The organism is Streptomyces sp. NPDC086023 (assembly GCF_044540325.1).
Lineage (GTDB): Bacteria > Actinomycetota > Actinomycetes > Streptomycetales > Streptomycetaceae > Streptomyces.
In genome coordinates this window covers 51819-63967 of the sequence record NZ_JBITRX010000006.1, presented here as the reverse complement: position 1 = coordinate 63967, position 12149 = coordinate 51819, and the positions used below count along the sequence as shown (strand labels likewise).

Annotated in this window: 12 protein-coding genes; 2 read left to right on the top strand and 10 right to left on the bottom strand. The window is 72.4% G+C overall.

The genetic code is table 11. The features are described from left to right. Positions 1-202: 202 nt before the first annotated feature. The 3 genes from ACIF6F_RS13945 to ACIF6F_RS13935 form a co-directional block, all read right to left on the bottom strand. Positions 203-475, bottom strand: coding sequence for a DUF4229 domain-containing protein (locus ACIF6F_RS13945; protein WP_399946510.1), 273 nt, complete (start codon positions 473-475; stop codon positions 203-205). Between the two features lie 231 nt (positions 476-706). Further along, positions 707-1387 (bottom strand): response regulator, encoded by a 681-nt coding sequence (locus ACIF6F_RS13940; RefSeq protein ID WP_399945750.1) that lies wholly within the window; start codon positions 1385-1387, stop codon positions 707-709. An 88-nt stretch (positions 1388-1475) separates the two neighbouring features. Beyond that, positions 1476-2843, bottom strand: coding sequence for a sensor histidine kinase (locus tag ACIF6F_RS13935; protein ID WP_399945747.1), 1368 nt, complete (start codon positions 2841-2843; stop codon positions 1476-1478). Between the two features lie 307 nt (positions 2844-3150). On the opposite strand from ACIF6F_RS13935, the gene ACIF6F_RS13930 reads away from it, so the two are divergent. Next, entirely contained in the window at positions 3151-5463 is a 2313-nt protein-coding gene (locus tag ACIF6F_RS13930) for an MMPL family transporter (RefSeq protein WP_399945744.1), read from the top strand. Between the two features lie 130 nt (positions 5464-5593). Here ACIF6F_RS13930 and ACIF6F_RS13925 read toward each other — a convergent pair whose 3' ends face one another. The 6 genes from ACIF6F_RS13925 to ACIF6F_RS13900 all read right to left on the bottom strand — a co-directional run bounded on the left by ACIF6F_RS13925 (position 5594) and on the right by ACIF6F_RS13900 (position 11199). Beyond that, positions 5594-6118 (bottom strand): GNAT family N-acetyltransferase, encoded by a 525-nt coding sequence (locus tag ACIF6F_RS13925; protein WP_399945741.1) that lies wholly within the window; start codon positions 6116-6118, stop codon positions 5594-5596. A gap of 95 nt (positions 6119-6213) precedes the next feature. After that, complete coding sequence (gene mqnE, locus ACIF6F_RS13920) at positions 6214-7377, bottom strand: aminofutalosine synthase MqnE (RefSeq protein ID WP_399945738.1); 1164 nt, start codon at positions 7375-7377, stop codon at positions 6214-6216. Between the two features lie 49 nt (positions 7378-7426). Beyond that, entirely contained in the window at positions 7427-7882 is a 456-nt protein-coding gene (locus tag ACIF6F_RS13915; protein WP_399945735.1) for an Lrp/AsnC family transcriptional regulator, read from the bottom strand. Between the two features lie 278 nt (positions 7883-8160). Further along, positions 8161-8835, bottom strand: coding sequence for a UbiX family flavin prenyltransferase (locus ACIF6F_RS13910; protein ID WP_399945732.1), 675 nt, complete (start codon positions 8833-8835; stop codon positions 8161-8163). Between the two features lie 10 nt (positions 8836-8845). Next, the gene (mqnP, locus tag ACIF6F_RS13905; RefSeq protein ID WP_399945730.1) at positions 8846-9745 is read right to left on the bottom strand and encodes a menaquinone biosynthesis prenyltransferase MqnP; all 900 of its coding nucleotides are present in this window, start codon (positions 9743-9745) and stop codon (positions 8846-8848) included. Then, positions 9742-11199 (bottom strand): menaquinone biosynthesis decarboxylase, encoded by a 1458-nt coding sequence (locus ACIF6F_RS13900; protein WP_399945727.1) that lies wholly within the window; start codon positions 11197-11199, stop codon positions 9742-9744. Before ACIF6F_RS13900 ends, mqnP begins: the two co-directional genes overlap by 4 nt. Before the next feature lie 90 nt (positions 11200-11289). Here ACIF6F_RS13900 and ACIF6F_RS13895 point away from each other — a divergent pair, with 90 nt between their 5' ends. Next, a complete protein-coding gene (locus ACIF6F_RS13895) occupies positions 11290-11589 on the top strand; it encodes a PLD nuclease N-terminal domain-containing protein (protein ID WP_399945723.1) in 300 nt (99 codons plus the stop codon). A gap of 23 nt (positions 11590-11612) precedes the next feature. On the opposite strand, the gene ACIF6F_RS13890 is transcribed toward ACIF6F_RS13895, so the two are convergent. After that, positions 11613-12116: an SRPBCC domain-containing protein gene (locus ACIF6F_RS13890; RefSeq protein WP_399945720.1), complete on the bottom strand. Its 504-nt coding sequence runs from the start codon at positions 12114-12116 to the stop codon at positions 11613-11615. Positions 12117-12149 lie beyond the last annotated feature (33 nt).

Here is a 12149-nt window from a genome sequence, read left to right as displayed (position 1 = left end):
CACCTGAACTTTGAGATCCTCAAAGGCTCACTTTCAGACAGTTGATGATCGAACAACTTCGCATAGGCGCCATCCCGTCCCAACTCCCCCCGGAAAACGACAAAACCCCGCCGCCGAGGAGGTGACTCCTCGGCGACGGGGCGCGTCGAGCGTGTGACGTAACTTACGAGCCGCTTACGGGCCTTCGTGCGGGCCCCCGGGGCTACGAGCCGGCGCGGGCGGCGTCGTCGGCCGCGTCCTCCTGGCTGCGGTTGGCGGCGAGCCGGTCCTTCACGCCGTCGACGCGGCCGCTGATCTGGGCGGACATCTCGTCACGCTGCTTGCGCAGCAGCACGAAGGACAGCGGCGCGGAGATCACCAGCGCCAGCAGCACGACCCACATCAGGTTGGAGTCGCCGAGACCGGCGGGCAGCACGCGGAGCCGGACCAGACCCCACACGGCGAAGAAGCACCCGACGAAGATGCCAAGCCGCATCGCGGTGTATCGGGCGGCGGCACTCGGCTTCAGGGCCACGGCGAGCCTTCTCTCTCTGACGTACGGAGGGTCGTGCCCGTCCAGTGAAGCACGCCGCGTCTACGGACAAGTCCGGCGGGGGTCCCCGGCCGGAACCAGCCGCAGGGCGGCGAGGGCACTTGCGCGAGCGGCCGCACTCACCGGCGCACACCCGCTCCGGCTCGATGCCATGGTGCGGCGGCGCGGGCGCCGTCAGGACGGGGACGCGGGCCGGGTGGGGGTGACCAGGCCGGATTCGTAGGCAGCCATGACGGCCTGGGCGCGGTCGCGGACGGACAGTTTGGTGAAGAGGCCGGTGATGTGGTTCTTGACCGTGGAGATGCTGAGGCCGAGAGCGGCGGCGATCTCGGCGTTGTCGAGGCCGCCGGCGATGAGGCGCCAGATCTCGCGTTCGCGGGGGGTGAGGTCCACGGCGGCCGGGCCGATGGGGGGCGGGGCCGTGGCGGGCCGCGAGGCGCGGACGTACGTGGAGATCAGGCGGGTGAGCAGACGCGGGGCGACGGCCGCCTCGCCGGTGTGGACTGTGCGGACGGCCGCGAGCAGTTCCTCCGGGGAGGTGTCCTTGGGGAGGAAGCCGCAGGCGCCGGCGCGCAGGGCCGCGACCACGTACTCGTCCATGTCGAAGGTGCTCAGCGCCAGGACCCGGCAGTCGGGGAGGGCCTCGGAGAGCGCGGCGGTGGCGCCGACGCCGTCGAGGACGGGCATCCGGATGTCCATGACGACGACGTCGGGGCGGAGTTCGCGGGCGCGGGCGACGGCCTCGGCGCCGTCCCCGGCCTCGCCGACGACCTCGACGTCCGGTTCGGGGGCGAGGATGAGGGCCAGGCCGCGGCGAACGAGCGGCTGGTCGTCGGCGATCAGCACGCGGATCATCGGGGTGGTCCTTCCGGTACCTGTGCGGCGGTGGCGCGTGGTCGGGTGCGGCGGGCGGCGCGTTGCGGTCCCGTCCGCGGGAAGGGGGTCACGCAGCCTCGCGGTCCGTACCGTCCTCGTCGGCGGCGGCCGGGAGGCGGGCGGTGACCCGGTAGCCGCCGGTGCCGTCCGGTCCCGTCTCCAGGGTGCCGCCGAGAAGGGCGACGCGTTCACGCATTCCGATCAGACCGTATCCCGGGGTCCTGAAGGGGCGGACGGAGGGGCGGACGGAGGGGCCGGGGCCTGCCGGAGCGGCTGGGCCCGGGTCGGTGACGTGGTGCGCGGTGCGTCCGGCACCGTCGTCATGGACCTCGACGGTGACGTGTCCGGCACCGTAGGCGAGCCGGACCCGGGCGCGGGCGCCGCCCGCCGCGTGCTTGCGGGTGTTGGTGAGGGCTTCCTGGACCACGCGGAAGGCGGTCAGGCCGACACTCGGCGGGAGGGTGCGGACCGGCCCGTCGACGGTGAGTTCCGTGTCCGTGCCGGACCGCCGGGCCTCCGCGACGAGCCCTTCGAGGTCGGCGGTGCCGGGCTGGGGTGCGGCGGGCGGGCCGGTCTCGGGCTCCTCCCCGGCGCGCAGGACGTCCAGGAGCTGCCGCATCTCTCGCAGCGCCGTCCGGCCGGAACCCTCCAGGGTGACCAGGGCCTCGCGGGCGGCCCCCGGGTCCCGGGCGAGGTTGACGCGGGCGCCGCCGGCCATCAGCTGCATGGTGGTGATGTGGTGGGCCACGATGTCGTGCAGTTCGCGGGCGATGCGGCGGCGTTCGGCGGCCACTGCGGCCTCGGCCAGCAGCAGCCGGTGCGCGGCGGCCTCCTCGGCCCGGCGGCGCATCAGCACACCCGCACCGGTCACCAGGGCCGTCGCCAGCGGGTTGCCGAGGGCGGCCGGATCAAAGAGCCCGCCGGACAGGCCGACCAGGGAGGCCGGTACGGTCACGGCCGCCGCCGGGAGGGACCGGCGCGGCGGGAGCTGCCGGGCCACGGCGTACAGGGCGACGGCCAGGGCGGCGGTGAAGTGGCCCTGGAGCGGGGTCGCGAAGTTGAGGAGCACGCCGAGGCCGAGCACTCCGGCCAGGGCGGTGAGCGGACGGGTGCGGCGGAGGACGAGGCACAGGGCCGCCAGGACCAGCAGGGCACAGCCGGCCAGGGTCAGGGGCCGGCCCTGGTCGGCTGCGCCCAGCGAGTAGCCGACCAGATCGACGGCCGCCGCACCGATGGCGACCAGGGCGTCCCCGCGGTCCCAGGCCGGCTCCGCGAGGGCGGGTGCGGCACCTCCGGCGGTGGCTCCCGTGCCCGTGGGGCTTCCCGCTGACGCCGGTTCCGTGCCCGGCCTCGTACCGCCGCCCGCACCCGGGCTCGGGGCCGCGTCCCCGCCCGCGCCGGAGTCCCCGCTCGTGCTCCCGCCCCGTACCGGCATGCCGTGTCCGCTCCGTCCCGCTCTCGCCCACCCGTTGCGCCGCCCCGCCGGTGCCCGGAGGCACTCGCGGCGGGGGCGGGAACCTCCATTCTCCCCGGCCGGGCGGGGGCTGCGTCCTACCGGAGGCGGAGGGCGGACCAGTACTCCGGTCCTGGTCGGGAGGGGTACCGCGGACCGGAGTCCCGTACCCGGGCTCCTCCTGCGCGCCGATGATCCGGGGCCCGTCCGCTGATGGTCTGGGAGCAGTCCGGGATCTGCCCGGAACCGCCAGCCGGTCCGGTGGGCGGAACGTACGTACGGAGGTCCCTTGATCCGCGCTCTGACCGGCTTCTCGACGCGAAGTCCGTGGAAGGTCATCGCCCTGTGGGCGGTGCTCGGCATCGCCCTCACGATCCTGGGGCAGGCGTTCGTCTTCCGGGCCTCGCAGCCCGGCACCGGCGGTTTCCTGCCCGAACGGTACGACTCGGCGGCGGCTCTGGAGGTGGCCGAACGGCACTTCGGGGCGCGGCCGGACGTGGAGCCCCTGACGGTGCTCGTGGCCCGAGGGGACGGGGCGGCGCTGGCCCCCGCCGACGAGCGTCGCATCGACGGTCGGGCGGCGGAGCTTTCCCGGCGGTGGATCGCGATGCCGCGGGACAAGGACACCCCGCCGCTGCTGACCGAGGACCATTCGCAGCGCCCCCGCGTGACGCCCGCACTGACGTCTCCGGACCGCAGGCTGCGGCTGCTGTCCGTGGAGTTGAAGGGCAATCCCGCGGACCCCGGGGTGCAGTCCACGTACCGGGCATTCCGGGACCAGGCCCGGGCGGAGTTCGAGGCGGCGGGGCTGCGGACCGGGTTCACCGGGGGGCTGGCGTCGACGGTGGACGACCAGGACGCGGAGAAGACGCGGTCGACGGTGGTGGGCCTCGTGATGGTCGGGTTGATCGTGCTGCTCCACGTGCTGGTCTTCCGGAGCGTGCTCGCCGCGCTGCTGCCGCTGGTCGCTGTCACGGTGATCGGCGGGGCCGCCATGGGGACGGTGGTGCTCGGGGCGCTGCTGAGCGGGATCCGGCTGGCGCCCTCCACCCCCGGACTGATCAACGTGGTGCTGGTCGGGATCGGTGTGGACTACTTCCTGTTCCTCCTGTTCCGGTTCCGTGAGCAGTTGCGGGAGCATCCGGAGCAGTCGGGGCGGGAGGCGGCCGCGCTGGTCGCGGGCCGGGTGGGTACGGCGATCACCTCGGCGGCGCTGACGATCGTCGCGGCGTTCGCGACGCTCGGTGTGGCCACGTTCGGCCAGTTCCGGGTGCTGGGCCCGGCGATCGCGGTCTCGGTGCTGGTGATGCTGCTGGGCAGCCTGACGCTGCTGCCGGCGCTGCTCGCGGTGTGCGGGCGGCGGATGTTCTGGCCCTCGCGTTCCCTGGACCGGCCGGCACGGGGCGGGGCCGCGGCCCGGACCGGCACCTGGACGGTGCGGCGGCCCGCGGCGCTGGTCCTGGTGTGCGTGGCGGTGCTCGGCGCACTGGCCGCCGGGACGGCCGGCATGCGGATGGACTACGGCGGCCGGGCCGCCGGGGAGGAACGGACGGCCGCGGCGAAGACCGCCGCGGAGATCGCCGAGAGCCTGCCCGCGGGCGTGTCCGACCCGGCCGGGGTGTTCGTCACCGCGGTGGGCGGCGGCCCGGTGGACCCGGCCGGGCTGGAGGGGATGGCCCGGGCCCTCGGCACGGTGGAGGGCGTCGGCCAGGTGGCCCCGCCGGTGCTGAGCCGGGACGGGCGGGCCGCCCGCATCGACCTCTTCCTCGACGCGGACCCGCTGGGGCGGGAGGCCCGTGGCCTGGTGTCCGGTCCGGTGCGGGAGGCGGTCGCGGCCCACCGGCCGCCGGGTACGAAGGCGCACGTGGGCGGTACGGCGGCGGTGTTCGCCGATGTGGCGGTGGCCGTCGACGAGGACCTGAAGGTGGTGTTCCCCGTGGCGGCGGCGCTCATCGCCGTGATCCTCTTCCTGCTGCTGCGCAGCCTGCTGGCACCGGTGGTGCTGATGCTGGCGGTGGGCCTGGGCTTCGCGGCCACCTTGGGAGCCTCGACGCTGGTCTTCCAGCACGGACTGGGGCGGCCCGGCGTGGACTTCACGCTGCCGCTGGTGCTGTTCCTGTTCGTGGTGGCGCTGGGCACCGACTACAACATCCTGGTGACGGACCGCATCCGCGAGGAGATGGCCCGCCCGGGCCCGGCGCGGGTCGCCGTGGCGCGGGCCGTGCGGCACACCGCCCCGGCGATCGCCTCGGCGGGCCTGGTCCTGGCCGCCTCCTTCGCGGGCCTGGCGGTGAACCCGGCCCCGGCCACGCAGCAAATCGGTTTCGCGACGGCCCTGGGCATCCTGCTCTCCGCCTTCGTCCTCTCCATCGCCCTGGTCCCGGCGCTGGCCGCGCTCCTGGGCCGCTCCCTGTGGTGGCCGGTCCTGCGCCGCCCGGCCGGAGAGGACGACGGGACGGGTCGCGGCGGAAGCCCCTACAAGGTGACCGGGGACGGCGACGGCAACCCGTACGGCGAACCCGCGGCCGGCCCCCGACCCGTACCGCTCTCCCTCCCTCACTCGCTCCCCCGGCCCGGGGAACGTACGACCGGCGCCCGCTGAGGGTTCGTCCGCTCCACGCCGTGTACCGGCCCCGGTGCGGTGTGCCGCCCGCTGGGGGTCGGCCTCGCACGGTCGCCCTGCTCCAGGATCGTGTGGAGCAGGGCGACCCGTTCGTGGGCCCCGGGGGCCCTCAGGCGAGCGGCAGCAGCATCGTGATGTCGTCCCGGTCGTCTCCCGGGGCCACCCGGATCGCGGACGGGACGCGGCCGACCTCCTTGTAGCCGCACGCGGCGTAGAAGCGCTCAAGGTCCATGCCCCCGCGGCACGTCAGCCTGATCGCCTCGATGCCCCCGACCGTGCGGGCCGCGTCGGCGGCGGCCGCCAGCAGGTCCCGGCCGTAGCCCCGGCCCTGGTGGCGGGGGTGGACCATCACCGTGTAGAGCCACAGCCAGTGCGTCATCAGCCGGTGGCTGTTCAGGGTCAGGAAGGCGGTCGCGGCCACCCGGCCGTCCTCGTCGTGGCCGACCAGCAGCCGGGCGCCGCCGTCCGCGAGCTGGGCCAGCTGCCGCACGAGCTGCGGGCGGATGTCGTCCGGCACGACCGGCGGGACGAAGCCGACGGCGCCGCCCGCGTTGGTGACGTCCGTCCACAGGTCGAGGATGCCCTGGTGGAGCGCGGGGTCGACCTTCGGGTCCAGCGTGAACGTAAGGGTCATACCGAGAGGGTATCCATTACAGCTGACAGCGCGCGAGCAGCGAAGGGCCCCGTCCCGGATCGCGGAACGGGGCCCTTCCCACAGCCCGGGCGGCGTCAGACGCGCATCGGCTGCGGCGACTCACGCAGCGAGGCGTCCGGACCCGGGTACTCGCGGATGATCTCGTACCGGGTGTTGCGCTCGACCGGGCGGAAGCCGGCCTCGCGGATCAGGTCCAGCAGGTCGTCACGCGTCAGCTTGTTCGGCGTGCCGTAGTTGTCGGCGTCGTGGGTGATCTTGTACTCGACCACCGAGCCGTCCATGTCGTCCGCGCCGTGCTGGAGCGCCAGCTGGGCGGTCTGCACGCCGTGCATCACCCAGAAGACCTTCACGTGCGGCACGTTGTCGAACAGCAGGCGCGAGACCGCGAAGGTCTTCAGCGCCTCCGCGCCCGTGGCCATCGTCGTCCGCGCCTGGAGCGTGTTGCGGACCTTGCCGTCCTTCATGTCCACGAAGTCGTGCTGGTACCGCAGCGGGATGAAGACCTGGAAGCCGCCGGTCTCGTCCTGGAGCTCGCGCAGCCGCAGCACGTGGTCCACGCGGTGGCGCGGCTCCTCGATGTGCCCGTAGAGCATCGTGCACGGGGTCTTCAGACCCTTCTCGTGCGCGAGGCGGTGGATGCGCGACCAGTCCTCCCAGTGGGTCCGGTGGTCGACGATGTGCTGGCGGACCTCCCAGTCGAAGATCTCCGCACCGCCGCCGGTCAGCGACTCCAGACCCGCGTCGATCAGCTCGTCCAGGATCTCGCTCGCGCTCAGCCCCGAGATCGTCTCGAAGTGGTGGATCTCGGTGGCGGTGAAGGCCTTCAGCGAGACGTTCGGCAGCGCCTCCTTCAGGGCCTTCAGCGAGCGCGGGTAGTAGCGCCACGGCAGGTTCGGGTGCAGGCCGTTGACCACGTGCAGCTCGGTGAGGTGGTCGTTCTCCATGGCCTTGGCCAGGCGGACGGCCTCCTCGATGCGCATGGTGTACGCGTCCTTCTCGCCCGGCTTGCGCTGGAACGAGCAGTACGCACACGAAGCCGTGCACACGTTGGTCATGTTGAGGTGGCGGTTCACGTTGAAGTGCACGACGTCGCCGTTCTTGCGCGTGCGCACCTCGTGGGCGAGCCCGCCGAGCCAGGCCAGGTCGTCCGACTCGTAGAGGGCGATGCCGTCCTCACGCGTCAGCCGCTCGCCGGAGCGGACCTTCTCCTCCAGCTCGCGCTTGAGCCCAGCATCCATGCTGCGGTCGCCTCCTCTATGTGTCCTGCAACCCGACCCAACCGTACTCTCAGCCCTCCTCGGGCAGGTCGCCGACCCGGTTCTCCCACTTGGTCGAGAGCACGATGGTGGTGCGGGTGCGGGAGACGCCCTTGGTGCCGGACAGCTTCCGGATGATCTTCTCCAGGCCGTCGACGTCGCTCGCGCGGACCTTGAGCATGAACGAGTCGTCGCCGGCGATGAACCAGCAGTCCTCGATCTCCGCGAGGTCGCGCAGCCGCCGCGCCACGTCCTCGTGGTCGGCCGCGTCCGAGAGCGAGATGCCGATCAGCGCCGTCACGCCCAGCCCGAGCGAGGCCGCGTTGACCGTCGCGCGGTAGCCCGTGATCACACCGGCCGACTCCAGGCGGTTGATCCGGTCGGTGACGCTGGGGCCCGAGAGGCCGACGAGGCGGCCGAGCTCGGCGTACGAGGCCCGACCGTTCTCCCTGAGTGCCTGGATGAGCTGCCTATCCACCGCGTCCATGTACCTGGACCCTTCTATTGTTCAGCGATCCCGCGAGTTTACGTATAGAATCTAAGGCACACAGGGTCGACACCCTGTGAATCTTTCAACAGATCAAAGACGATCTTTCAGGAGTGGTTACCCGTGTACACGATCGAGATGGCCTACGCTCACATGCGACAGCTGCAGGAGCTGGCCAACCGCTCGCGTGCCCACCAGCCGGCAGCAGCGCACCGCGCGGACAAGACCCGCGCGCCCCGCGCCGCCAAGAAGCGCTAGCCCACCACGACCGGAGACCGCTACGGCCGGGGGGACCCCCGGCCCAGCTCTCCCTCCCAGCGGCGGTACAGCCGGTGCGGCACCCCTGCCGCGTCCAGCACCCGCCCCGCGACGAAGTCCACCAGATCCTGGATGTGCGTCGCACCCGCGTAGAACGCCGGAGAGGCGGGCAGCACCACGGCGCCCGCCTCGTCCAGCGTCACCAGATGCCTCAGCGTCTGCCCGTTCAGCGGGGTCTCCCGCACCGCGACCACCAGCCGGCGCCGCTCCTTGAGCGTCACGCTCGCCGTCCGCTGCAGCAGGTCCTTCGAGAGCCCCAGCGCCACCCCGGCCACGCAGGCCGTGGACGCCGGCACGATCAGCATCCCCTTCACCGGGTACGAGCCCGAGGACGGCCCCGCGGCCAGATCGCCCGCCGACCAGTGCCGTACGTCGTCCAGCGCGTCCCGCACGTCGAAGGTGTCCGGCTTCCCGTCGGCGCCCCGCGCCAGCCACTCCCCCAGGTCCTCGCGCCAGTGCGCGTCCCGGAAGGCGATGCCGGTCTCGTCCAGAAGGGTGAGCCGGGAGGCCCGGCTCACCACGAGGTCCACACTCTCCCCCGCGGCGAGCAGACCGCGCAGCACCGAAGCCGCGTACGGCGTGCCGGACGCCCCGGAGACCCCGACCACCCACGGGGTGCGCTTGCCGTCTGTCATGACCCCGAGCCTAAAGCGTCAGTCCCCGGACCAGCAGGTCCGCGAGCGCGCACACGAAGAGCGCGATCCCGATGAAACCGTTCACCGTGAAGAAGGCCCGGTTCAGCCTCGACAGGTCCCGCGGGGTGACGATCGAGTGCTCGTACCCGAAAGCCGCGGCCACGATGATCAGGCCCGCCCAGAACCACGCGCCCGCGTCCGTGGCCAGCGCGTACCAGACGAACAGCCCCATCGTGACGACGTGGCAGGCCCGCGCGCCCCACAGCGCGGCGGGGATGCCGAAGCGCGCCGGCACGGACAGCACGCCCTCGGCGCGGTCCGCCTGCACGTCCTGGCAGGCGAAGATCAGGTCGAAGCCGCCGATCCACACGCCCACCGCGAGACCCAGGATCACCGCGTCCCACGACCACTCGCCGGTCACCGCCAGCCAGGCGCCGACCGGCCCGATGGCCTGGGCCAGGCCCAGGATGGCGTGCGGGAAGTTCGTGAACCGCTTGCCGTACGGGTAGACCACCATCGGCACCACGGCCAGCGGGGCCAGCGCCAGGCACAGCGGGTTCAGCAGCGCGGCCGCCCCCAGGAAGACGACCAGCGCGATGCCCGCGCCCGTCCAAGCCGACCGCACGGTCACGGCGCCGGTCACCAGCTCGCGGCCGGCCGTACGCGGGTTCCGCGCGTCGATCTCGCGGTCGATGATCCGGTTGGCGGCCATCGCGAAGGTCCGCAGGCCCACCATGCAGACCGTCACCAGCAGCAGCTCGGCCCAGTGGACGGTGCGGTCCACCTGGAACATCGCGGTGAGCGAGGCGATGTAGGCGAAGGGCAGGGCGAAGACCGAGTGCTCGATCATCACCAGCCGCAGGAACGCCCTGGTGCGTCCCGGCTGCGCCGGGACCGCGGCCGTGGTCACAGGCCGTACTCCTTCCAGCGGCGGTCCACCAGGGCCGCCGTGGCCGGGTCGGACTCCACCATGTCCGGCCAGCCGCCGTCCCGGGTGTAGCCCTCCTCCGGCAGCTTCTTCGTGGCGTCGATGCCCGCCTTGCCTCCCCAGAACTGCTGGTAGGAGGCGTGGTCCAGGTGGTCCACCGGCCCCTCGACGACGGTCAGGTCGCGGGAGTAGTCGGTGTTGCCCAGGGCGCGCCAGGACACCTCGTGGAGGTCGTGCACGTCGCAGTCGGCGTCCACGACGACGATCAGCTTGGTCAGCGACATCATGTGGGCGCCCCAGATGGCGTGCATGACCTTCTGCGCGTGCTTCGGGTACTTCTTGTCGATCGAGACGATCGCGCAGTTGTGGAAGCCGCCCGACTCGGGCAGGTGGTAGTCCACGATGTCCGGGACGATGATCTTCAGCAGCGGAAGGAAGAACCGCTCGGTGGCCCGGCCCAGCGGCCCGTCCTCGGTCGGCGGGCGGCCGACCACGATGGACTGCAGCAGCGGGCGCCTGCGCATGGTGATGCAGTCGATCTTCAGTGCGGGGAACGGCTCCTGCGGCGTGTAGAAGCCGGTGTGGTCGCCGAAGGGACCCTCCGGGAGCATCTCGCCCGGCTCCAGCCAGCCCTCGACGACGACCTCGGCGTTGGCCGGGACCTGGAGCGGCACGGTCTTGCAGTCGACCATCTCGATCCGCTTGCCGGCGACGAAGCCGGCGAAGAGGTACTCGTCGATGTCGCCGGGCAGCGGCGCGGTCGAGGCGTACGTGACGGCCGGCGGGCAGCCGAAGGCGATCGCGACCGGCAGCCGCTCGCCGCGCTTGGCGGCGACCGCGTAGTGGTTGCGGCTGTCCTTGTGGATCTGCCAGTGCATGCCGATGGTGCGCTTGTCGTGGCGCTGGAGGCGGTAGAGGCCCAGGTTCCGCACGCCCGTCTCGGGGTGCTTGGTGTGCGTCAGGCCGAGGTTGAAGAAGGACCCGCCGTCCTTGGGCCAGGTGAACAGCGCCGGCAGCCGGTCCAGGTCCACGTCGTCGCCGGTGAGCACGACCTCCTGGACGGGCGCGGAGTCGCCCTTCACCTTCTTCGGCGGCACGTGCACCATCGAGCCGAGCTTGCCGAAGGCCTCGCGGACGCCGATGAAGCCCTGCGGCAGCTCGGGCTTGAGCAGCCCGCCGATCTTCTCGCTGATCTCGCCGTAGGACTTCAGGCCGAGGGCCTTGAGCAGCCGCCGGTCGGTGCCGAAGACGTTCATCGCCAGGGGCATGTCGGAGCCCTTGACGTTCTCGAAGAGCAGGGCCGGGCCGCCGGCCTTGTTCACTCTGTCGACGATCTCCCCGACCTCCAGGTACGGGTCGACTTCGGCCTTGATGCGCTTGAGGTCGCCCTCCCGCTCCAGGGCCCGGAGCAGCGAGCGGAGATCGTCGTAAGCCATGCAGGCCAGTATCCGCCACGCACTACCCTGGAAGCGTCACCGGGGCCCGACCGCGGGCCCGACGCCGTCTTTCGGGGATCGGACCACACCGTGCTGCGCTACCTGCCGTTCCTGCTGATCCTCGCGCTGACCATCTACACCTTCATCGACTGCCTCAACACCCCCGAGGACGAGGTCAGGCACCTGCCCAAGGTGGTGTGGGTGATCATCATCCTGCTGTTCTCGATCGTCGGCCCCGTGGTGTGGCTGGTGGCGGGCAAGAAGCGGGTGGCCTCCGGCGGCTTCGGCGCGGGCGGCGGCCGGCAGCGGTGGGTGGCGCCGGACGACAACCCGGACTTCCTCAAGTCGCTGGACGAGGAGAAGAAGCGGCGCAACGAGGACGAGGTCTGACCTCAGCGTCCGGCGTACGGGTTCTAGCCGGCCGCGTAGTACGCGCGCAGTTCCCGCCGGCGGGCCGGTGTCCAGGTCATCCAGTCCACGGGGTGGCCGTCGAGGGCCTCCGCGAGGCGTTCGAAGTGCTCGTGCCAGGCGGCCAGGGCGTCGAGCCGGTCCGCGTCGGTGCCGCGGCGTTCGTTGGTGAAGCGCAGCAGGGTGGCCTCGGGGCCTGCCGCCTCCAGGTGGAGGCGGATCCGCCCGTACCCGGTCACGGTGTACTCGGCCACGCGCTCCACGTCCCAGGCGGTGACGCGTCCCTGGACGGTGGGTCCGCCGCCGGGCCAGGTCAGGGTGGCCGCGCCGCCCAGCCGGCGCTCCAGGACGTCCGCCCGCGCGAGCCAGCCGCGCAGTCCGGCGGCGGTCGACACGGCGGCCCACACCTGCTCGTACCCGTGGGGCAGCCGCACCTCGAACTGGATCACGAACCCGCCGTCGCGGGAGGTGCTGGTGCGGTGTCCGATCACGGACGTCGATGTGGCCATGGCACCAGCGTTACTCCGTACAGGTGAGGGCGC

Excerpts from the sequence above, each read along its gene's own strand:
- ACIF6F_RS13945 (WP_399946510.1), bottom strand. The coding sequence starts at position 475 with ATGCGGCTTGGCATCTTCGTCGGGTGCTTCTTCGCCGTGTGGGGTCTG.
- ACIF6F_RS13940 (WP_399945750.1), bottom strand. The coding sequence starts at position 1,387 with ATGATCCGCGTGCTGATCGCCGACGACCAGCCGCTCGTTCGCCGCGGC.
- ACIF6F_RS13935 (WP_399945747.1), bottom strand. The coding sequence starts at position 2,843 with ATGCCGGTACGGGGCGGGAGCACGAGCGGGGACTCCGGCGCGGGCGGG.
- ACIF6F_RS13925 (WP_399945741.1), bottom strand. The coding sequence starts at position 6,118 with ATGACCCTTACGTTCACGCTGGACCCGAAGGTCGACCCCGCGCTCCAC.
- mqnE (WP_399945738.1), bottom strand. The coding sequence starts at position 7,377 with ATGGATGCTGGGCTCAAGCGCGAGCTGGAGGAGAAGGTCCGCTCCGGC.
- ACIF6F_RS13915 (WP_399945735.1), bottom strand. The coding sequence starts at position 7,882 with ATGGACGCGGTGGATAGGCAGCTCATCCAGGCACTCAGGGAGAACGGT.
- ACIF6F_RS13910 (WP_399945732.1), bottom strand. The coding sequence starts at position 8,835 with ATGACAGACGGCAAGCGCACCCCGTGGGTGGTCGGGGTCTCCGGGGCG.
- ACIF6F_RS13900 (WP_399945727.1), bottom strand. The coding sequence starts at position 11,199 with ATGGCTTACGACGATCTCCGCTCGCTGCTCCGGGCCCTGGAGCGGGAG.
- ACIF6F_RS13890 (WP_399945720.1), bottom strand. The coding sequence starts at position 12,116 with ATGGCCACATCGACGTCCGTGATCGGACACCGCACCAGCACCTCCCGC.